General features: G+C 66.4%; 22 protein-coding genes. 7 read left to right on the top strand and 15 right to left on the bottom strand.

Going from position 1 to position 20,735, the window contains the following annotated elements:
- The 4 genes from HGR_RS14940 to HGR_RS14925 form a co-directional block, all read right to left on the bottom strand.
- On the bottom strand, positions 1 to 1,034 hold a 1,034-nt coding region (locus HGR_RS14940; RefSeq protein ID WP_006299194.1), incomplete at its 3' end, for an ATP-binding cassette domain-containing protein.
- Between the two features lie 43 nt (positions 1,035 to 1,077).
- Positions 1,078 to 2,169, bottom strand: coding sequence for a BMP family ABC transporter substrate-binding protein (locus tag HGR_RS14935; protein WP_006299193.1), 1,092 nt, complete (start codon positions 2,167 to 2,169; stop codon positions 1,078 to 1,080).
- 87 nt (positions 2,170 to 2,256) lie between these two features.
- Positions 2,257 to 2,643 (bottom strand): VOC family protein, encoded by a 387-nt coding sequence (locus HGR_RS14930; RefSeq protein ID WP_006299192.1) that lies wholly within the window; start codon positions 2,641 to 2,643, stop codon positions 2,257 to 2,259.
- 14 nt (positions 2,644 to 2,657) lie between these two features.
- Complete coding sequence (locus HGR_RS14925; RefSeq protein ID WP_006299191.1) at positions 2,658 to 3,665, bottom strand: isopenicillin N synthase family dioxygenase; 1,008 nt, start codon at positions 3,663 to 3,665, stop codon at positions 2,658 to 2,660.
- Between the two features lie 212 nt (positions 3,666 to 3,877).
- Between HGR_RS14925 and rutR the strand changes: the two genes are divergently transcribed.
- The gene (rutR, locus tag HGR_RS14920) at positions 3,878 to 4,642 is read left to right on the top strand and encodes an HTH-type transcriptional regulator RutR (protein WP_006299190.1); all 765 of its coding nucleotides are present in this window, start codon (positions 3,878 to 3,880) and stop codon (positions 4,640 to 4,642) included.
- Positions 4,643 to 4,646: 4 nt separating this feature from the next.
- Here the strand turns inward: rutR and HGR_RS14915 are convergent, their stop codons facing one another.
- The 3 genes from HGR_RS14915 to HGR_RS14905 form a co-directional block, all read right to left on the bottom strand.
- Positions 4,647 to 5,888, bottom strand: coding sequence for an NAD(P)/FAD-dependent oxidoreductase (locus HGR_RS14915; RefSeq protein ID WP_006299189.1), 1,242 nt, complete (start codon positions 5,886 to 5,888; stop codon positions 4,647 to 4,649).
- On the bottom strand, positions 5,885 to 6,238 hold the full coding sequence (locus HGR_RS14910) for a RidA family protein (protein WP_006299188.1): 354 nt from the start codon (positions 6,236 to 6,238) through the stop codon (positions 5,885 to 5,887). The genes HGR_RS14915 and HGR_RS14910 overlap by 4 nt, the downstream gene beginning before the upstream one ends.
- Before the next feature lie 125 nt (positions 6,239 to 6,363).
- Positions 6,364 to 7,338, bottom strand: a complete 975-nt coding sequence (locus HGR_RS14905; protein ID WP_006299187.1) for a LysR family transcriptional regulator — start codon at positions 7,336 to 7,338, stop codon at positions 6,364 to 6,366.
- 113 nt (positions 7,339 to 7,451) lie between these two features.
- Here HGR_RS14905 and HGR_RS14900 point away from each other — a divergent pair, with 113 nt between their 5' ends.
- A complete protein-coding gene (locus HGR_RS14900; RefSeq protein ID WP_006299186.1) occupies positions 7,452 to 8,483 on the top strand; it encodes a Bug family tripartite tricarboxylate transporter substrate binding protein in 1,032 nt (343 codons plus the stop codon).
- Positions 8,484 to 8,493: 10 nt separating this feature from the next.
- On the top strand, positions 8,494 to 10,017 hold the full coding sequence (locus HGR_RS14895; protein ID WP_006299185.1) for an amidase: 1,524 nt from the start codon (positions 8,494 to 8,496) through the stop codon (positions 10,015 to 10,017).
- A gap of 31 nt (positions 10,018 to 10,048) precedes the next feature.
- On the opposite strand, the gene rutF is transcribed toward HGR_RS14895, so the two are convergent.
- Genes rutF through rutA form a run of 6 tightly spaced genes read right to left on the bottom strand, consistent with a single transcriptional unit; the run spans position 10,049 to position 14,295 of the window.
- Positions 10,049 to 10,552 carry an NADH-dependent FMN reductase RutF gene (gene rutF, locus HGR_RS14890; protein ID WP_006299184.1) on the bottom strand — a complete coding sequence of 168 codons (504 nt, stop codon included), beginning with the start codon at positions 10,550 to 10,552 and terminating at the stop codon, positions 10,049 to 10,051.
- 23 nt (positions 10,553 to 10,575) lie between these two features.
- On the bottom strand, positions 10,576 to 11,166 hold the full coding sequence (locus tag HGR_RS14885; RefSeq protein ID WP_006299183.1) for a malonic semialdehyde reductase: 591 nt from the start codon (positions 11,164 to 11,166) through the stop codon (positions 10,576 to 10,578).
- Positions 11,167 to 11,171: 5 nt separating this feature from the next.
- Positions 11,172 to 11,969, bottom strand: coding sequence for a pyrimidine utilization protein D (rutD, locus tag HGR_RS14880; protein WP_006299182.1), 798 nt, complete (start codon positions 11,967 to 11,969; stop codon positions 11,172 to 11,174).
- Positions 11,970 to 11,974: 5 nt separating this feature from the next.
- Positions 11,975 to 12,367 (bottom strand): pyrimidine utilization protein C, encoded by a 393-nt coding sequence (gene rutC, locus HGR_RS14875; RefSeq protein ID WP_006299181.1) that lies wholly within the window; start codon positions 12,365 to 12,367, stop codon positions 11,975 to 11,977.
- Positions 12,368 to 12,415: 48 nt separating this feature from the next.
- Positions 12,416 to 13,165 (bottom strand): pyrimidine utilization protein B, encoded by a 750-nt coding sequence (rutB, locus tag HGR_RS14870; protein ID WP_006299180.1) that lies wholly within the window; start codon positions 13,163 to 13,165, stop codon positions 12,416 to 12,418.
- A gap of 11 nt (positions 13,166 to 13,176) precedes the next feature.
- Complete coding sequence (rutA, locus tag HGR_RS14865; protein WP_006299178.1) at positions 13,177 to 14,295, bottom strand: pyrimidine utilization protein A; 1,119 nt, start codon at positions 14,293 to 14,295, stop codon at positions 13,177 to 13,179.
- A gap of 310 nt (positions 14,296 to 14,605) precedes the next feature.
- Between rutA and ruvB the strand changes: the two genes are divergently transcribed.
- Positions 14,606 to 15,682: a Holliday junction branch migration DNA helicase RuvB gene (ruvB, locus tag HGR_RS14860; protein WP_006299176.1), complete on the top strand. Its 1,077-nt coding sequence runs from the start codon at positions 14,606 to 14,608 to the stop codon at positions 15,680 to 15,682.
- A 43-nt stretch (positions 15,683 to 15,725) separates the two neighbouring features.
- Here ruvB and HGR_RS14855 read toward each other — a convergent pair whose 3' ends face one another.
- A complete protein-coding gene (locus HGR_RS14855; protein WP_006299174.1) occupies positions 15,726 to 16,601 on the bottom strand; it encodes a lysoplasmalogenase in 876 nt (291 codons plus the stop codon).
- 72 nt (positions 16,602 to 16,673) lie between these two features.
- Entirely contained in the window at positions 16,674 to 16,982 is a 309-nt protein-coding gene (locus HGR_RS14850) for a hypothetical protein (protein WP_006299172.1), read from the bottom strand.
- Positions 16,983 to 17,132: 150 nt separating this feature from the next.
- Here HGR_RS14850 and HGR_RS14845 point away from each other — a divergent pair, with 150 nt between their 5' ends.
- The 3 genes from HGR_RS14845 (at position 17,133) to HGR_RS14835 (ending at position 20,634) form a co-directional block, all read left to right on the top strand.
- Complete coding sequence (locus tag HGR_RS14845) at positions 17,133 to 18,383, top strand: ABC transporter substrate-binding protein (protein ID WP_039853800.1); 1,251 nt, start codon at positions 17,133 to 17,135, stop codon at positions 18,381 to 18,383.
- 42 nt (positions 18,384 to 18,425) lie between these two features.
- On the top strand, positions 18,426 to 19,670 hold the full coding sequence (locus tag HGR_RS14840) for a carbohydrate porin (RefSeq protein ID WP_006299167.1): 1,245 nt from the start codon (positions 18,426 to 18,428) through the stop codon (positions 19,668 to 19,670).
- Positions 19,671 to 19,755: 85 nt separating this feature from the next.
- The gene (locus tag HGR_RS14835) at positions 19,756 to 20,634 is read left to right on the top strand and encodes a carbohydrate ABC transporter permease (RefSeq protein ID WP_039853803.1); all 879 of its coding nucleotides are present in this window, start codon (positions 19,756 to 19,758) and stop codon (positions 20,632 to 20,634) included.
- Positions 20,635 to 20,735: the final 101 nt, after the last annotated feature.

The following is a 20,735-nucleotide window of genomic DNA, read 5'->3' as shown; positions in this document are numbered from 1 at the left end:
GGAAGGGCCGCGATGCGCAGCGATTGACGCCGCGCTGGCGGCACGGCCTGCAGGTCTTGGCCCTGCAGGCGGATCTCCCCTTCCACGGCGCCCGGCAGGCCCATGAGGGCGCCAGCCAGTTCGCTTTGGCCGTTGCCGCCGACGCCGGCGATGCCGTAAATCTCGCCCGCGCGCACCGTGAGCGTGACGCCATCGAGCGCGGGCCGTCCCCCCTCACGCGTGCCACGCAGGTCGCGGACGATGAGCAGCGGCTCGCCCGGTGGCTGTGCCTTGGCGCGGCCCTGCGGCGTGTCCCCGGTGTCCACGCCCGGCCCCACGGTCAAGCGCACCAGGTCCGTGACCGAAACCTCGGCCGGCGACACCGTGGTCACGGTGCGTCCGCCTCGCATCACGGTCACGCGGTCGGCGTACGCCTTGACGTCGGCCATCTTGTGCGTGACCAGCGCCACGGCCGCGCCATCGCGGGCGAGCGCGCGCACGGTGTCCAGCAGACGCGCGGACTCCTCGTCCGTCAGTACCGCCGTCGGCTCATCCAGGATCAGGATGCGGGCGCCCGCCAGCAGCACCTTGAGGATTTCCACCCGCTGCTGTTCGGCGATCGACAGCCGGTCCACGCGCGCGCGCGGGTCGATGGCGAATCCCAGCGCCTGGGCCTGTTCGCGCACGCTGGCCTCCACCGCCGCGAGCCGGTGGCGGTAAGTTTCGGGCGCATCGGGCTCGGGCAGGCTGAGCAGGATGTTCTCGGCGACCGTGAACGGTCGCACCAGCTTGAAATGCTGGTGGACCATGCCGATGCGATGGCGGGCCGCGTCGCGCGGCCCCTGCAAGCGCACCGGGTTGTCGTCCACCAGCAGCTCGCCAGCCTCGGGCTTGTAGAGGCCGGCGGCGATGTTCATCAGGGACGACTTGCCGGCGCCGTTTTCACCCAGGAGGGCATGCACCTCACCCCAGCGCGCCTCGAAATGGGCATCGTCCAGGGCGAGAAAACCGTCGAAGGTCTTGCGGATGCCCCGCAGGGCCAGAGCGTTGGTCATGAGGCATGCGCGCTCGGCGGGGCATGCCCCGCCGGCGCCTTGTTCATTTCTGCGTCACGACGCCCTTGACGAACCAGTCCATCTTCCAGAGGTCGCCATCGGACAGCACCTGACCTGCGGCCACGCGTTGCTTGCCGTCGCGGTCGGCCAGCGGGCCGGCGTAGATCTGCTTGCCCTTGAGCAGAGCATCGCGCTCGGCCAGGATCAGCTTGGCCTTGTCGGCGGGCACGGCCGGGCCGAAGCCAGCGATGTCGGTGCCGCCGTCCTTGAGCGGGATGAAGGCGCCGTAGGGCTCGGGTTTCCAGCCGCCAGCAATGATCTTCTTGAGTTCGGTGACCAGGAACTTGTCCCACACCCAGACCGACGAGCACAGCGTGGCCTTGGGTGCGAACTGGCGCAGATCGCGGTGGTGGCCGGTGCCGTAAACGCCACGTTCCTGCGCGACGATCTGAGGCGTGGGCGAGTCCACGTGCTGGCCGATCACGTCGGCGCCCTGGTCGATCAGGGCGGAGGCTGCGGCGCGTTCCTTGACCGGGTCATTCCAGGTGCCGGTGTAGATCACGTTCACGGTCGCATTGGGGTTCATCTTCTGAGCGCCCAGGGCGAAGGCGTTGATGGTCCAGTTCACCACGCCAAAGGGGTTGGCCGCGACGAAGCCCAGCTTGCCGCTCTTGGACACCGCGCCCGCGGCCATGCCGCAGAGGTACTGGCTTTCATAGGTGCGGCCGTAGAAGGATTCGAGGTTGGGGCCATTGGTGGTGCCCGAGGCGTTCAGGAAGGCGACCTTGGGGTACTTGGCCGCCAGGTCCTTGAAGGCGTCGGAATGGCCGAAGGCGGTGCCGATCACGATGTTGGCGCCGCGCGAGATGAAGCGCTCGGCCGCAGGTTTGATGACGGAGGCGTCTTCGGTGATGTTCTCGACGAAGTTGATCTTCAAACCGAGTTCCTTCTCGATCTTGACCCGCGCTTCCTCGAAGGCCTGTGTCCAGCCGCCGTCGTTCTTGGGGCCGTAATAGAGCATCGCGATGGACGGTTTGCCGGGCAGGGTGTAGCCGTCGGCCGCGAGCGCCGGCGTGACGGATGCGGCGGTCGCCATGAGGCTGGCCGCGGCGATGGAAAGAAGTTTGCGCAACATCTGAAGGCCTTTCTGATCAGGGGAGGTGGAGGGTGGGGGATGACGGTGTCGTGGCAGAGCGGCCGCGACCGGGTCGGGTGGGCTGCGTCACATCATGAAGTTGATGCGAAACACATTGCCCTCGGGGTCGAGCAGCACCGACTGGTACCAGTTGTAGTAAGTCACATAAGGCGGCTTGATCAGCGCCGCGCCGGCTTCGATCGCGACGGGCACCCTGCGGTCCACCTCGTCCTTGCTGTCGACGTCGATGTTGAGCAGGAACTTTGCGCCCCGTGTGTCGGAGAACTCGGACAGGTGCAGCAGCTCGTAAGCGTCCAGCGCGTTGAAGCCCAGGCTGGACTTGCCGGTGTCCAGCCCGCGAAAGATGGGGGAACGGATGGACTCGATTTCGGCAAAGCCGAACACCCGTTGGTAGAAGCCCGACAGGGCCACGATGTCCTTGGCGAACACGTTCACGTAGGAGAGATGCGCCATGCCGGTGCTCCGACTCAGGCCGAGACCTTGGTGCCGCCGAAGGTCGTCTGCTTCACGAACTTGGAAGTCAGGTGCTCACCCGAGCTCACCGGCGCGTATTTCGGCGCTTCGCCTGGGGCCAGGCACACGGGCAGGCATTCGATCATGGCGTCGTAGTTGGGCTGATGGAAGAACACCAGGGACTGCCGCCGCGTGTTCTTCATCGCGTCATCGAAGGGCGGGTTGACGACACGGTGCAGCGTCGAAGTCCACTGGTCATTGGTCCACTGCATCATCAGATCGCCGATGTTGACGGCGAACGCGTCCGGGATGTGCGGCACGTCGACCCATTGGCCCGCCTTGTTGAACACTTGCAGCCCCGGGCCGTCGGGCAGCACGATGGTCAGGCTGCCATAGTCGCTGTGCGCGCCGGCACGCATCTGCCCGGGCAGCGGGGGTTCGGTCTGCGCGGGGTAGCTCAGCACGCGGAACATGCTAATGTGCTCGTTGATCTTGTCGTCGAAAAAAGTCTCGCGCAGCCCCAGACCCACGGCGAACATGCGCATGAGCTCGCTCGCCAAATGGCTGGCCGCCGCGAAGTAGGCTTCGTAGGCTTCCTGGAAATCGTCGATGCCCGCCGGAAACTGGTTGGGCTCGAAGTGCGCCCCCGCAGCCGGGCCTCGGTGGTAATCGTCATCGGGCACGTGGCTGGGGCCAATGGAGAAAGATTCCTTGAGGTCGCCGGGGGCCGCTTCCTCCAGGCTGTAAGACAGCCCTTCCTCGCCCACCGCGCTGTAGCCGCGCACTGCATCGTCGCGTGGGCGGTCGACCTTGCGTTTCTCGGCCAGTGGCAATGCGAAGAAGCGGCGCGAGGCTTCGGACACGCGCCGGATCAGCGCGGGGTCGATCTGGTGGTGGGTGATGACCAGGAAGCCGATGCCCCGGCAGGCTTCGTCAACGGCGCGCGCCACGGCGGCCTTGCCTTCGGGCGTGCCCGCGAACCACGGCTCCAGGTCTATGACGGGAACATTCAGCACGGACATGACGGACTCCAAGGTGAGGCGCGCGGGCGGACTCCGTGGTGTTGCAACGTCCATGCCAACTTTGGACCAGTTGGACAAATATCCGGCGGTGTCCGGCGCGCTGGCCTGGTGCGCTTGCGCGCTGCGCTGGTGCGCTGGTCCGGTCCGGTCTGCTTCATGCATGATGCGGGGGTGGTGGCGCCATCCCCGCGTCACCCGAGAGAAACGCAGCCATGCCCACGCCCGAGCCCCGCAAGTCCCTACGTTCTGCGTCCTCCGCGCCAGCGTCGCGCGGGGCCCTCCCCAAGAAACCAGCCCCCAAGCGCCTGGAGCTTGCCGACGGATCCCGGGCGCGCGGCGCGCGCGTGGTCGCGGCGCCCGGCAGCCGGCGGTTGCGTCAGATCGAGGACAAGCGCAGCGCCATCCTCGGTGCGGCGCTGGGCTTGTTCTCCCGCTACGGCCTGCATGGCACCACGGTGGATCAGGTGGCCGCGCGTGCCGGTGTCTCCAAAAGCAACCTGCTCTACCACTTCGCCAACAAGGAAGACTTGTACGTTTCGGTGCTGCGCGACTTGCTGGAGGTCTGGCTGGAGCCGCTGCGCAGTTTCACGGCCGAGCAGGACCCGCGTGAGGCCATCGCCACCTACATCCGCCGCAAGCTCGTGATCTCGCGCGACCGCCCAGATGCCTCACGTCTTTTCTGCCTGGAGATGATTCAGGGCGCGCCCCTGTTGCGTGACGAGCTGGCGCGCGAGCTGCGCGACCTGGTGAGCACCAAGTCCGAGGTGATCCGCGCCTGGGTCGCCGCGGGGCGGCTGGCGCCGATGGAGCCGCACCATCTGGTGTTCGCCCTGTGGGCGCTGACCCAGCACTACGCCGACTTCGCGGTGCAGGTGCAGGCCATCACGGGCCAGACCCTGGACAATCCCGTCTTCTTCGAGCAAGCGGTCGACAACGTGCAGCGGCTCGTGCTGCAAGGCATCATCGCGCCGACTTGAACGTTCAGTCGAACCGTGCGGGTGAATACGGCGAGGGATCGACCCGTGGCGCATCGCCGTCGATCATTTCGGCCAGCAGCCGGCCGCTGATGGCGCCCATGGTGAAGCCCTGGTGCGCGTGGCCGAAGTTGAACCAGAGGCCACGGTGCTGCGACGCCGGACCAATGACCGGCTTCATGTCAGGCAGGCAGGGCCGCGCGCCTCGCCAAGGCTGCTCCTCCACCGGCGTGGGCAGGTCGATCAGCTCGCGCGCGGCGGCTTCGGCCTGCGTGAGTTGCCAGGGGGTGGACGGCGCGTCGCGACGCGCGAACTCCGCGCCCGTGGTGATGCGCACGCCGCGCTTCATCGGCGCGATGACCAAGCCGCGGTCCGCGTCGAGCAGGGCACGCGTCGGGCCGGCCGCGCCGGTGTAGTGGCGGTGGTAGCCGCGCTTGACGAAGAGCGGGACGCGATAGCCGAGCGGGCGCAGCAGCGTGTCGGACCACGGGCCCAGCGCGACCACCGCGTGCTCCGCGCTGAACGCGCCGTCGTCGGTGAGCACGGCCCAGCCAGAGACCCCACGCCGCAGCGTGCTTGCATCGCCACGCGCGATGCGGCCGCCTCTGCGCAGGAACAGCGCCGCGTAGCGGGCGACCAACTCGCCAGGGTCACTCACGCTCCACGGGTCCAGCCAGTCGATGGCGCCAGCGAGTGATTGCCGCAGCGCGGGTTCGGCCCGTGCAAGTTCTCCGGGCGTGAGCGCCGCATGGCGCAGACCGTGCTCGGGCGCGACGCGCTCGGCCACCCGCAGCGCGGCCTCCAGGGTCGCGGGATCGCGAAACACCCAGCGGTAGCCTTCACGCCGCACCAGGTCGTTCGCGCCGGCCGCCTCGATCAGCGGCGCGTGCTCGGCAATGGCATGGTCGGACAGGCGGCCGTAGGCCTGAGCGATGGCCGGGTAGCGCGCGGGGGCCGAGTTGTGCCAATAACGGGCCAGCGGGCCCGCGATGACGGGCAGCGCGGAGAAGTGGTAGTTCACGTCGCCGCCGCGCTTGAAGGCGGCGCGCAACAGTTTCTTCAACTCGCGCGGAAATGGATAAGGCTCCACGGCCTCGCACTGGATGATGCCGGCGTTGCCATACGACGTTTCCTCGCCCGGGCCTCGGCGGTCCACCAGCACGACGGCATGTCCGCGCTGCTGCAGGTGCAAGGCGGTGCAGGTGCCGACCATGCCGGCGCCCAGGACGATCACGGTGGTCGGGCTCATGGCTGCTGGCTGGCGATGACGGTGAGTTCAAGCAGCGCCTTGGGCAGCATCAGGTCCGCGCGCACGGTGGTGCGCACCGGGCGCGGCGACGCGAAGGTTTGCGCGTAGACCCGGTTGAAGCCCGCGAAGTCCGCTGGGTCCACCAGGTAGGCGGTGACCGACACCACGTCGGCCAGGGTGAGGCCTTCGCCTTGCAGCGTGGCCGCGATGCGCTGCAAGGTCAGCGCGGTCTGTGCCTCGATGCCTTCGGGCACGCTGCCATCGGCCGCGATGGGCAGATCGCCAGAGAGGAAGACCAGGCCAGCGGCGCGGCGGACTTTGGAGAAGGGGAGTTCTGAGACGGACGTCATGTCGGTGGGATCGGTGAGATGCGGAAAGGTCTGATTTGGGTATGGGCAATTATTCCGCGTGCCGCTGCCGCCACAAGACAGGCGGGCCTGAATCGTGCGTTGCGTGATCCGCAACGCAAGGTGGGTCAGAAGTGGTGTCTGACCGTCTCTCGCAGGTGGTTGATGAAGGCGCGCGCCGCCTCGGGCAGGTGCCGGCCCGCCATGGTCTGCACCTCGAAGTAGCGTTCGTTCATTTCCCGATCACGCAGCGCGACGGCCGCGACCGTCTTGGCTTGCAACTGGGGGCGCAGCGCGATCTCGCCACAGAAGGTGACCGCGCGTGAACGCGCCACATACTGAATCAGCGGGTAGAGGTGATCGCTGGTGACCACGGGGTCGAGCGCCAGTGCCTGGCGCGTGCAGCTGATGTCCAGCAATTGCCGAAGTGTGGAGGCGGGGGCGGGCAGGGCCAAAGGGTAGGCCACCACCTGGGCCAGCGAGACTTGGCGCCGTTTTGCGAGCGGGTGATCGGGCGCCATCACCGCGAGGATGGGCGAAGGGTGCCTGAATTCGACGTTGAGTCCTCGCTCCGAGGCGAGGCTGACCGTCACGCCAATATCGACCGCGCCCTCGCGCACGCGCCGGGCCACCTCGCTGGCCACGCACATGTCCACCGTGAAGCGTATGCCTTGGCTCTCAGTCTGGAAATCGGCCACCAGGGCGGGCAAGAAGTCATAGGCGAAACCCTCGGTGGCGGCGATGCGCACATCCCCCTGGCGCAGGCCGCGCAGCGCCAGGATCTCGTCGGTGACGCGTTCAATGTCCAGCCAGGTGCGGCGGGCATGGGCGGCGAGCAACTCGCCCGCGGAGTTCAATGTCATGCCGCGCGCGCGGCGTTCGAACAGCAAGGTGTCCAGTTCGCGTTCCAGCCGCGCGATCTGGCGGCTGACCGCCGAGGGCGCCACCTCCAGCCGGGCGGCGGCCTCGGTCACCGAGCCCGCGTGAGCCACTTCCATGAAGTAGCGCAGGGAGACTTCCTGCAGCACGCGAGGGTTGATCGGCCGACGGCCACCGCCGGTCCGGGCCGGGCGGGTGGTCGGGTTGCGTGAAGTCGAGGCCATGGCGCGTTTCAATCGTTGCGATTTCAGCAACGTAACTTTAATTCCATTGTTCTTGCTGCATGCATGCTGCGTTTCTACCATGAGGCTGTACCGAACCTGAAAGGCACTCACCCATGCACGCTTCCCGTTCCATTGATCGTCCCCACGCTGTTTCTCACGCCGCGCGCCGCGCGGCAGGCGTGGTCTGCGCGCTCACGGCCTTGGTGCTGTCGATGGCGGCTCCCGTGACTGCGCTGGCACAGGCTGCCTGGCCGTCGCGTCCCATCACGCTGGTGGTTCCCTTCCCGCCCGGCGGCAGCTCCGACACCATTGGCCGCTTGATCGGCAAGCGCCTGTCGGACGACTTGGGTCAGCCCGTGGTGATCGACAACCGGCCAGGCGCGGGAACCGCCGTGGGTGCGGGTTACGTGGCCAAGGCGCCCGCTGATGGCTACACGCTGCTGGTCAGCTCGGGCTCGACCTTCACCGCCAATCCGGCGATCCGTTCCAACCTGCCTTACGACTCGGTCAAGAGTTTTGACCCGATCGCCATCGTCGCCCGCATTCCCCTGATCCTGCTGGCCAACAAGAACGAGCCGGTCAGCACGGTGCAGGAGTTCGTCGCGGCCCTCAAGGCCGCGCCGGACAAGTACACCTATGCGTCCTTTGGCAGCGGCACCACCTCGCACTTCACGGCCGAGATCGTCTTGCACGCGGTGGGCGCCAAGGCTTTGCACGTGCCGTACAAGGGCAGTGCACCGGCCATGACCGACTTGATCGGTGGTCAGATACCGTTCTCCTTCGACACGGTGACGGCCGCCATTCCGCAGGTCAAGGGAGGCAAGGTCAAGCCGATCGCGGTCACTTCGGCCAAGCGCTCCTCGCAACTGCCGGATGTGCCGACTTTCGCCGAAGCGGGCTATCCGCAAATCAACGCCGACACCTGGATCATGTTGGTCGCCCCCAAGGGCACGCCAGCGCCAGTGCTTGGGAAGCTCGAAAAAGCCATCGCCAAGATCCTGGCCACGGCCGAGGCCAAGGAGGCCCTGGCCGCGCAGGGGGCCGAACCCACGTTCGCTGGAGCCGCCGCGTCGGCCGCCCAGATCGCACGGGAAATGCCCCTGATGCGCGAAGTGGCGCAGCGCGCGAACATCCAGGCCGACTGACGCTTGATCGATGACTTCCATCACCGAGATTTCCGCCGTCGAGCTGCGCCGCCTCATTGGCGCGCGCGAGCTCTCGCCGGTTGAGTTGCTTGAAGCCTGCATCGCGCGCATCGAGCAGCTCAACCCCTATGTCAACGCGATCACCGCGACCTGGTACGAGCGCGCGCGCGCCGAGGCGCGCGTCGCCGAAGCCGCCGTGTTGCGCGGCGAACCGCTCGGCCTGCTGCATGGCTTGCCCCTGGGCGTTAAGGACTTGGAGCCCACCGCCGGGCTGTTGTCCACGCAAGGCACGCCCAATCTGCGCAACAACGTGCCCTCGCGTGATGTTGAACTGGTGCGCCGCTTGCGCGCGGCCGGCGCCATCGTGGTCGGCAAGACCAATGTGCCGGAGATGGGCGCGGGCGCAAACAGCCGCAACCCGGTTTGGGGGGCAACGGGCAATCCCTTCAACCCCAATCTGAACGCCGGGGGATCCTCTGGCGGTTCTGCCGCCGCGCTGGCCCTGGACCTGCTGCCGGTGTGCACCGGCTCCGACACCGGCGGCTCCTTGCGCATTCCGGCGGCCAAGTGCGGCGTGGTGGGCATGCGGCCCTCGCCCGGCGTGGTGCCCAGCGTGCGCAAGCCCATGGGTTTCTCGCCGATCTCGGTGGTGGGTCCGATGGGGCGCGACGTGGGTGATGCCTGCCTCCAGCTCGCCGCGACGGCGGGCCCGCACGCGGGCGACCCGCTCAGCCACCCGCTTGACGCGTCGGCGTTCCTGAACCTGCCCGAAGTCGATCTCTCACGCCTGCGCGTGGCCTGGACCGAGGACTTTGGTGCGTGCGATGTCGATCCTCTCGTGCGGCGTGCCCTGCGCGCGCGCATCGCCGGGGTGCGTGGGCTGTTCGCGGCCTGCGACGAAGTGAAGTTCGAGTTGGGCGAGGTGCACCGCTGCTTTGACGTGCTGCGTGCCGAAGCCTTCGTCGCCGGGATGCGCGAAACCTACGAGCGCGACCCCTCGCGGCTGGGCCCCCATCCGCGCGCGAACTACGAAATGGGCATGCGCATGAGCTTGTTGGATGCCGCCTGGGCCCAGACGGAGCAAACGCGCATCGTGCAGCGCTTCCAGAAAGTGTTCGAGGACTACGACTTGGTGCTGTCGCCCACCACGCCCGTGTCGCCCTTTCCCTGGACCGTGCCCTACGCGGCCGAGATCGATGGCCGCCCGCAAGAGAACTACTACCGCTGGCTGGCGCTGACCTATGTGGTCACCTTGACCACGCACCCCGCGATCGCCCTGCCGTGTGGCGTCGACGAGAAAGGCATGCCCTTCGGCTTGCAGGTGACGGGCCGCTTCCGGGGCGACCTGGCGTTGTTGGCGGCGTCCAAGGCCATGGAGCAAGCCTTCGCGCGCGACCCGGCCCTGCGTCGTCCGCGCCCCGACGTCACCCGCTTGCGCAAACCCGAGCCCGCGCTGGACTCCATCGTCACGGCGGCACCCGACGATCGCCACGCGCACATCCCGAACGACGTGGCCAAGGCCTCGGTGGTTTGAGCCACTGAGCCACGCGCGGGCCGCGCGTGGCTCAGAGTGCCGGGCCGAGCGCGTGGTAACGCCGGTCGAAGTAGATCAGGCCTTGCGCTGCTTCGCCCATCGACAGCGCGACCACTTCGCAGAACAGCACATCGTGCGTGCCCATGGCGCTGTGGCGCTGCACCCGGCAGTCGAATGAAACCACCGCGTCGTGCAGCCGCGGCGCACCGGTCTCCAGGCGGTGCCACTGGGCGGCGGCAAAGCGCTCGTCCATCGGGGTCTTGCCGCCAAAGAGGGTGGACAAGGCTTGGTGGTCCGGCGCGAGCACGTTGACGCACAGCACGCCATTGGCCTGGAAGGTGGGGTAGACCGATGCGGACCGGTTCAGGCAGACCAGCAAGGTGGGCGGTTCGTCGCTGACGCTGCACACGGCGGAGGCGGTGAAACCCGCGCGCCCGGCCGGCCCGTCGGTGGTGACGATGTGCACGGCGGCGCCCAGACGGGCCATGGCGTCGCGAAATTCCGCGCGGGTGACGGCGGCGGCGGTGGCTTGCATGGGGACTCCTTGCAAAAGGGCTTTCAGACCAATCGGCAGGCTTCGTCGAACGGCAGGCGCGGCAGCCTCTCTTGCACGCGGCTGGCATCGCCATGACCGAGGTTGACGAGCAGGTTGGTGGTCCAGGTGGTGCCGGCGAAAAAGGCCGCGTCCACCTTGGCCTTGTCGAACCCGGACATCGGACCCGCATCCAGTCCCAGCGCGCGCGCCGCGAGGATCAGGTAGGCCGCCTGCAAGCTGCTGTTGCGGAAAGCGGTTTCATGCGCGGCGGCGGGGCTGCCCGTGAACCAGCTGCGCGCGTCCGCGTGGGGAAAGAGCCGGGGCAGGGCCTCGTAAAACGCCATGTCCCACGCCACGATCACGGTGAGCGGTGCGCTCATCGTCTTGTCCAGGTTGCCCTTGGACAGCGCAGGCGCCAGGCGCTCTTTGCCTTCGGGAGTGCGCACGAAGACGAAGCGCCCTGGCGAGCTGTTGGCCGAGGTCGGCGCGAGGCGGGTCAGGTCGTAGAGACGGTGCAGCAACTCGTCGGGGACCGGCTCATCGGTCCAGTGACTGTGGGTGCGGGCTTCGGTGTACAGAGCAGCCAGCGCGTTGGTGTCCAGGGGATGTCGCATGGGATTCAGGCGTTGGTGGGGACTTGCCGCGCGAGGAAAGCGAGCAAGTGGGTGTTGAAGGCCTCGGTTTGGGTCACGCTATGCCCATGACCACCGTGCGCCACGGTGTGCAGTTGGGCCTGGGGTAAGCGGTCCGCCAGGCGGCGTGAGCAGGTCCAGGGCACGAGCGCGTCGTCCTGCGCGGCGCTGATCCAGACGGGAATGTTGATGCCGGGCAAGGCCGCATCGCAATCGAAGGCGCGCAGCGCGGCGATGCGCTGGCGCATGACGGTCTCGCCGGGGAAATGCGCGATGGCGTGCTCCACCTCGGCCTGCACGCGTTCAGGGTGTTCGGCGCACCAGGCCGCCGGGTACAGGAAGATGGGTTGCGCTTCGCAGTAGGCGCGTGCGCCGCCCGCGGCCAGCAGCGCCAGCCGGGCGTCGAAGCAGCGCGCGGAATGCGGATTGGGTTGGGACCAGGCGTTCACCAGCCCCAGGCTGGCCACGCGGGTCGGCGCGTCCAGTGCGAGCTGCAGGCCCACCAGGCCGCCCAGCGCATGGCCCACGAGGTGGCAGTGCGGCGTGTCGGTGGCGTCGAGCAGCTCAACCACGTCACGCGCCATGTGGGCGATGCGGTAGGGCTCGGGCAGTGTGCCGCCGCTGCGGCCGGTGCCGCGCTGGTCGTAGGTGATCACGCGCCAGCCCGCGCCGAGCAGCGCGTCCAGCTGCGGGCGCCAGAAGGCGGCCGCGCCGCCCAGGCCCGAGGACAGCAGCACCGTGGGCCCGCTGGCGGGCCCGAGCACCTCGTGCGTCAGCACCGGCATCGCGCTCAGGCCTTCTTGCCGACGTGGGCGATGGTGGCGATTTCCACCAGCGCGTCGGGCTTGACCAGACCGCACTGGATGCAAAAGCGCGCGGGCTTGCTGCCCGGGAAGAACTCGGCGTAGACCGCGTTGATCTTGGCGTAGTTGGCCCAGTCGGTGATGAAGATGTGGTTCATGGTCACGTCGGCCATGGTGCCGCCCGCGGCTTGCACCACGCCCTGGATGGTGGTGAGCACATGGCGGGTCTGGGCGGCGGCGTCGCCCACGTGGACGACGTTGTTGTCCTTGTCGAAAGGCAGCGTGCCCGAGACATAGAGCACGCCGTCGGCGAGGGTGCCGGGCACGTAGGGGGCGAGCGGCACGCCGGTGCCGGGCGGGATGATGGCGGTTTGGGGCATGGGGTTCTCCAGTCGGGTTGAGGGGTGAGAGGTGAGAGGAAGGCTCGATCAGTTCTTCAGCGTCTGGCAGAAGGCGTCCACGTTGGCGACCCAGCCGAAGAAGGTCTCGACGTTGTAGACCACGCCCTTTTGGATCTCGGGCGAGCCCAGCTGGTGGGTGGCGTCTTCGAGCATGACCGCGAAGTACTCGAGGTGGAAGGCGTCGCGCAGCGTGGACTCCACGCAGACATTGGTGGCGATGCCGGTGAAGACGAGGTTGCGGATGCCGCGCCCGCGCAGCGTGCTGTCGAGCGCGCTGTTGAAGAAGCCGCTGTAGCGCGGCTTGGGCACGACGATGTCACCGGGCGCGGGCTTGAGCGCGTCGACCAGTTCGTAGTCCCAGCCGCCCTTGGCCAGGAACTTGCCCGACAGCTCAGTCTTGGCGCGCATGGTCTTGAGCGCGTTGGACTTGTAGTAATTGGGAGATTGCGGGCCACCGGCTTCGACGTAACGCGCATCCCAGCCGTTCTGCAAGTACACCACCAGCACGCCGGCCTGGCGCGCCGCCGCGATGCAACGGCCGATGCTGGCGATGGTGCCTTGCGCGCCCGAGATATCGAAACCGGCCGAGTCCACGTAGCCGCCCAGCGAGGCGTAGGCGTTTTGCATGTCGACCACGATGAGCGCGGTGTTGCTCGGCTGCAGCAGCAGGGGTTCGGGCCGCGCGGGCAGCACCCAGGCGGGGGGCGCGCCCGCTGGCGCGGGGATGCCCACCGGCGTGGTGGAGCTCAGGGTTTGGTTCGTCTTGAGTGCGGTCATGTTCGCGCTCCTCAGGCGGCGAGTGCCTCGGCCCGCACGCGCGAGGGCACGGGGCTGTCGACATGGGTGCGGGTCTTCATCAGGGGCTGGATGTGTTCGCCGAAGGCCCGCACGCCGGTCACGAAATCGTCGAAGGTCAGCAGCACGCCCTCGGTGCCGGGCACTTCGCCCATCTCATCGAGCATGCGCGCGACGCTGGCGTAGGAGCCGACCAGGGTGCCCATGTTGATGTTGACCGCCGAGGGCGTCGTGGGGTCGGTCATCTGGCGCACATTGGTGTCGCCGCCGGACTTGGTGTCGGCCGCGCCCTGCTGCGCCATCCAGGCCACCGCCTCATGGTCAATGCCGGCCTTGTAGTGTTCCCACTTGGCGAAGGCGGCTTCGTCGCTGTCGTCGGCGATGACCATCATCAGCACATAGGTCGTGACCTCGCGCCCGGTCTGAGCCGTGGCCTCGATCAGCTTGTCGGCCGCGGGCTTGAAGGCGGTGGGGGTGTTGATGCCCTTGCCGAAGCAGAAGTTGTAGTCGGCGTATTGGGCCGAGAAGGCCATGCCCGCGTCGCTCTGGCCGGCGCAAATGACCTTCATGGGCGCCTGCGGCTGCGGGCTGAGGCGGCAGTCGTCCATCTTGAAATGGTCGCCCTTGAAGTCGGAGTGGCCCGTTTCCCAGAGCTGACGCAGCACCTGGATGTATTCAGAGAGGTACTGGTAGCGGGTGGAGAAGAACTGGTCACCGGGCCACATGCCCATCTGCGAGTACTCGGGACGTTGCCAGCCGGTCACGAGGTTGAGACCAAAGCGGCCGTTGGAGATGGAGTCGATGGTGGAAGCCATGCGCGCGACGATGGCCGGTGGCATGACCAGGGAGGCAGCGGTGGCGAACAGCTTGATCTTGCTGGTCACGGCGGCCAGGCCGGCCATGAGGGTGAAGGTTTCCAGGTTGTGATCCCAGAACTCGGTTTTGCCGCCGAAGCCGCGCAGCTTGATCATGGACAGCGCGAAGTCCATGCCGTAGCGCTCGGCCTCCTGGGTGATTTGCTTGTTCAGCTCGAACGTGGGCTTGTACTGCGGTGCGTTTTCGGACAGCAGCCAGCCGTTGTTGCCAATGGGAATGAAGACGCCGACGTTCATGGGATGCCTCGCTGTGAGTGGGGTGACTGCTGCCTCGACCGGGATCGGCCGGAGGATGATGGAGCACACCAAGCAGATACCATGCCAGTCAATAAATTGTTTTAAATCAATGGCTTAAGTAGTTGTTTGTGATCATTTTTGACCAAATGGTTCAAAATGATGCGCGCGCGGTAGGTTCTGGGCGGATTTCTGTTTTCCATGCCCAGTGGCGGTGCGGACACCGAAGGCGATGCTCGGACGGGGCCCCTCAGCCCGCGGCAGCCCGAGGGTCTGGCGGGAATCAAACGGATAATCCAGCGACACAGTCACCATGACCATTCAGACCGACGATTTCATGCCCACGCCTCGCGTGGTGTCCGCCGCCAGTGCTTCTCCGAAGGAGGAGGTCATCGAGCGCGCCTTGCGGCCCAAGCTGTTGGACGAGTACGTGGGCCAGCTGAAAGTGCGCGAGCAGCTCGAAATCTTCATCGGCGCGGCCAGGAAGCGCGGCGAGGCGCTGGACCACGTGCTGCTGTTCGGTCCGCCCGGCCTGGGCAAGACCACGCTCTCGCACATCATCGCGCAGGAACTGGGGGTCAACCTGCGCCAGACCAGCGGCCCGGTGCTCGAAAAGCCCAAGGACCTGGCCGCCCTGCTGACCAACCTCGAGAAGAACGACGTGCTCTTCATCGATGAGATCCACCGACTTTCACCGGTGGTCGAGGAGATCCTCTACCCCGCGCTGGAGGACTACCAGATCGACATCATGATCGGCGAGGGCCCGGCGGCGCGCAGCATCAAACTCGACTTGCAACCCTTCACCCTGGTCGGCGCGACCACGCGCGCGGGCATGCTGACCAATCCCCTGCGCGACCGCTTCGGCATCGTGGCGCGGCTCGAGTTCTACACCGCCGAGGAGCTGACGCGCATCGTCACGCGCAGCGCGAAACTGCTGAATGCGCCCATGGACGATGCCGGCGCGAGCGAGATCGCGCGCCGTTCGCGCGGCACGCCGCGCATCGCCAACCGCCTGCTGCGCCGCGTGCGTGACTATGCCGATGTGAAAGGCGCGGGCCACATCACGCAGGAGATGGCGCAAAAGGCCCTGGTCATGTTGGACGTGGACCCGCAAGGCTTCGACGTCATGGACCGCAAGCTGCTGGAAGCCGTCATCCATCGCTTCGATGGAGGGCCCGTGGGGCTGGACAACATCGCCGCCAGCATCGGCGAGGAAGCCGGCACCATCGAAGACGTCATCGAGCCCTATCTGATCCAGCAGGGCTTTTTGCAACGCACCCCGCGTGGACGCGTGGCCACGCTGGCCGCTTACCGCCATCTCGGCGTGGCGCCGCCACAGGTGCAGGCCTCGCTGCCCGGCACCCCGGACGTGGGACTGTTTGGGGCGTGAGGGTGAGCGGCGGTCATGCCGCTCTTTCGATGTTCCGTTGTTGTCAGTCCGGTTCGCGCAGCCAGCCCCGCACGATCAGCCATTGCGCGATGAAATAGCTGGACAGCACCCACAGCGGGGCCAGCGGCAGCGGCATGGCGAATCGATGGACCGCCAGCAGGCTGTCGCTGAGCATGAAAAAAACGGCGCCCAACCCCACCAGCAAGGGGCCTGGGGTGCGCCGCGTCACGGCCCGGCCCAGTGCTTGAGCCGCCATGCAGGTGATCACCAGCACGTAGCCCGCCACCGGACCTCGCAGGGCCTGCGGCAGGCCGTGGCGCCAGAGGCCGACGTACACCACGGCACCCAGCAACAGCGGCAGGGCCAGTGCCGGTCGGCTAGGGAACCAGGCTTGACCGCGCCGAAAGAGCATGAGGTAGGCGAGGTGCGCGAGCAGAAAACTCAGCAAGCCCGGCAGGAAATACGCGCCTGGCAGCATCAGAAAAACATCGCCCACCAAGGAGCAGGCCAGCGCCAGGAACAGCAACAGGGCCGAACCTTTGGACAATCGGCCCAGCGCCCAAGCACGTGAAGTCCAGGCCAGCGCCAACAGCATGGGCAAAGGCTTGAAGACACGGTGTTCGTCGACCAAGGACAGCGCGGCGCAAGCGGTGGCGAGCACGGCGGCGTCAATGTAGATCAGCTCCACCACGCCGATGCGTCCCTGCAGCAGCGCGTTGGCGCTCCAAAGACCGGTGCCCAGGGCCAACAGCCAGACGATGGCCTCGACCAAGGGCAGGCTGCCTGGCTGAGCCCGTGCCGCCGAGGGTGAAAGAAATAAAAAAGACAAGGCGCCCGCCAGCACCGCGAGGAGTTGCAGGGCGACGAGAGCCTTGACCGCGCGGGACGCTTGCGGCTCGCTGCTTTCAAGTTCAGGCATGGGCCGATTGTGCGTGCGGCTGGCCCAGCCGCGTGTCTGGCAAAACCCTGAGCTTGCCCCGCGGGGCCTGGCTTATTTGGCGGCGCAGTTGCGCGCAACCCGGCTCAGTTCGTCCAGCAATGCCTTGCCTTCATCGGGCGTCTTCAGCGCCAGCTTGATGTCATAACCCGAGCCCAGCGCCCCGCCGCCATAGACAATCTTGAGTTCATCCTTGTCGACTTCGACGTACTGCACGATGTTCAGATTGATGTAGCGCCGCTTGCCGCCGTCCTCTGGCAAGGGGTACAGACAGAAGCCGCCGTTGCCGCTCCATTCGTTCGCGGCGTGCGTGGGCAGGGCCAAGCCAAAGGCGAGCAGCAGTGAGAGGCAACGGATGAGCATGCGCGATTCTAGGTCCGCAGGCATGCAAGGTCCGCACGCATGCGGCCCGGGGTAAATACGGATCGTTAGAATTGTTTAATTAATAAAAAATTAATGACTCTGACATCGGAGTCAGGGGACCCTCTGACAACTTACAAGAAAGACCACACCATGAGACTCCATCGAATTCTGCTGGCCTGCGGCATGGCCTTGTCTGTCAACCTGGCCCTCGCGGCCGAGGTTGAAGTGTTGCATTACTGGACATCGGGCGGCGAGGCCAAGTCGGCCGCCGAACTCAAGAAAATCATCAGCGGCAAGGGCCACACCTGGAAAGACTTCGCCGTGGCCGGCGGCGGCGGCGACAACGCCATGACCGTGCTCAAGAGCCGCGTCGTTTCGGGCAACCCGCCCGCGGCTGCGCAGATCAAGGGCCCGGCCATCCAGGAATGGGCACAGGAAGGCGTGCTGGCCAATTTGGACGAAGTGGCCAAGGCCGAGAAGTGGGACACACTGCTGCCCGGCGTCGTGGCCAACGTCATGAAGTACAAGGGCGCCTACGTGGCGGCCCCGGTGAACGTGCACCGCGTGAACTGGGTCTGGGCCAACCCCGAAGTGCTGAAGAAGGCGGGCGTTGCCGCCATGCCCACCAGCTACGACGAGTTCTTCGCCGCGGCCGACAAGATCAAGAAGGCCGGTTTCATCGCCGTGGCCCATGGCGGCCAGAATTGGCAGGACTTCACCACCTTTGAATCGGTGGTGCTGGGCGTCGGTGGCGCCAAGTTCTACCAGGACGCGCTGGTCAAGCTGGACCCCAAGGCCATCGACTCGGCCACGATGAAGAAGTCCTTCGAGACCTTCCGCAAGATCAAGGGCTACACCGACAGCGCCGCGCCAGGCCGTGACTGGAACCTGGCCACCGCCATGGTGATGCAGGGCAAGGCCGGCTTCCAGTTCATGGGTGACTGGGCCAAGGGCGAGTTCATCGCCGCGGGCAAGAAGCCGGGCAAGGATTTCCTCTGCGCCGCCGCGCCGGGCACGGCCAACGCCTTCACCTTCAACGTGGACTCCTTCGCCATGTTCAAGCTCAAGGACGCAGGTGCCCAACAAGCCCAGGCTGCACTGGCCGCCGCGATCATGAGCCCGGACTTCCAGGAAGTGTTCAACCTCAACAAGGGTTCCATCCCAGTTCGCCTGAACATGTCCATGGCCAAGTTCGACGACTGCGCGAAGCTGTCGAGCAAGGACTTCGTGGCCACCGCCAAGAACGGCGGCCTCGTCCCGTCCGTCGCGCATGGCATGGCCATCGCCCCCGCCACCGAAGGCGCGATCAAGGACCTGGTGAGCCAGTTCTGGAACGACGACAAGATCAGCGTGGACGACGGCGTCAAGCGCCTGTTGGCCGCCGCGCGCGCCAAGCCCTGAGCCCCTTTCCCCCAACCCTCGAAACAATAAATAGGAGACAACATGATCTACAAACGCGCCCTCATCGCGGCGGCCAGCCTGGCCGCCCTCACCGCGGCCAGCGCGGCCGATCTCGGTTCTGGCATCGAATTCACCGGCTACAGCCGCGGCGGCCCGGTGTTCAAGTCGGACAAGAACATCGACGCCAAGACCGACTCCACGGGCGGCTTCAGCCTGGGCGGTGATCTGCAGGGCTATCGCCTCGGTAACGAGGGCACCCAAGGTGGCTACGAGTTCTTCCTCGGCAAAACCTTCGACGCGGACAACGGCGTCAAGTACAAGTTCGGCTACATGCCTGAGAACTGGGGCGGCGGCATCAAGACCGTGCAGGCTTACAGCGAAATCTGGGGTCTGGACTTCGCGCCCGAGGCCAAGTTCTGGGTCGGCCAACGCCGCCTGCGCATTCAGGACGTGCACATCGTCGACAACTTCCTGTTGGACCTGGGCGAGTACCAGGGTGGCGGCGTGCAGGACTGGGCCGTTGGCCCGGCCACCGTCGCGGTGACCGTTTCCTCGGGTGACAAGTTCGACGCCAAGCTGCCCCAGGGCACCTCGGCCAGCAAGGTCAACCTGGATGTCGGTTTCCCGGTCAACGACAGCGGCAAGCTCCGACTGGTGGCGACCAGCGTCAGCACCACCGGCTTTGAGAAGAACGGCGGTAGCGGCTTCTCGCTGTTGTACAACCAGGGCTTCGGCTCGGTGAAGAACAGCCTGTACCTGCAAACCTCCAGCGGCCTGGCGAACATCCAGGGCAAGTTCGTGGACCTCAAGCAAGGCACTGACGCCGCGGGTGCGGCAGCCGCAGCCGCGACCGTGGTGGGGGCCAAGGTGAGCCGCGTCGCTGATTCCATCGACTGGCAGGTTGGCAATTTCGGTGGCCAGGCCCTGGTGGGTTATCAGACCAGCGAGCCCGATGACGGCAATGACGTGGAAACCAAGGACCTGACCTTCGGTGGCCGCGTCTCCTACGCCTTCACCAACAACTTCAAGCTCCTGCTGGAAGCGGCCTCGACGAAGCGCACCCGCGATGGCAGCGACGACCAGACGCTGAACAAGGTCACGATTGCCCCCACGCTCAGCAGCGGGCCGGGCTTCTACAAGCGTCCTGAACTGCGCCTGTACGTGACCATGGCGAACTGGAACACCGCGGCGGCGGCGGCCAACGCGGACACGTTCGGCACGGATGACAAGGGCGACGCGCTGAAGAAGCAGACCATCGTGGGTCTGCAGTACGAAATCTGGTGGTAAAAACCCGCTGGGTTGAATGAGGGCCAGGGGAAGAGCCATGGGCTCTTCCCCGGTTTTTTTGTAGGGACGTGTGAAGCTTGTGCGAGTGACTGATCGATTGGAAAAATGGCTGCCCAAGCTGGTCCTGGCACCGGGTCTGGTATTGGGGCTGGCCTTTGTTTACGGCCTGATGATCTGGAACGGCGTGCTGTCGGTTTCGGTCTCGCGCATGCTGCCCAATTACGAATTCGTGGGCCTGGCGCAATACGCCCGGCTCTGGGAGATGGACCGCTGGTGGGTGGCGCTGAAGAACCTGGTCATCTTCGGTTTCGGTTACGTGGGCGGCTCCATGGTGCTGGGCATCTGGCTGGCCATCTTGCTGGACCAGAAGATCCGTGCCGAAGGGTTCATCCGCACGGTCTACCTCTACCCCATGGCGCTGTCCTTCGTCGTGACGGGGACGGTCTGGAAGTGGCTGCTCAACCCCAGCTTGGGCCTGGAGAAGCTGCTGCACGACTGGGGTTGGGAAAGCGCCAGCTTCGGCTGGCTCGTGGACAACGACATGGCCATCTACTGCGTGGTGATCGCGGGTGTCTGGCAGTCGGCCGGTTTCACCATGGCGTTGTTCCTCGCGGGCCTGCGCGGCATTGATGACAGCATCATCAAGGCGGCCCAGATCGACGGCGCGTCGCTGCCGCGCATCTACTGGCGCATCGTGCTGCCGGCGCTGCGGCCGGTGGTGTTTTCCACGTTGATGGTCTTGTCGCATCTGGCCATCAAGAGTTTTGACCTGGTCATGGCATTGACCGCGGGGGGGCCGGGGTACGCGACCGACGTGCCCGCGACCTTCATGTACGCCATGAGCTTCACGCGTGGCCAGATTGGCCTGGGCGCGGCCAGTGCCATGGTGATGCTGATGACGGTCGCGGCCCTGGTCGTGCCCTACCTGTACAGCGAGCTGCGGAGCAAATCCCATGAACGCTGAACGGCCGCCCGAAAGCGTTCGCATCGCAGTGCGAAGCACGGAGACTTCCCAAAGAGCGCTGAACGGCCGCCCGAAAGCGCTCGCATCGCAGTGCGAAGCAC

It is taken from the genome of Hylemonella gracilis ATCC 19624, assembly GCF_000211835.1.
Taxonomy (GTDB): domain Bacteria; phylum Pseudomonadota; class Gammaproteobacteria; order Burkholderiales; family Burkholderiaceae_C; genus Hylemonella; species Hylemonella gracilis.
Note: the sequence above shows the minus strand (reverse complement) of the source record. Positions and strands in the feature narration are given on the sequence as shown.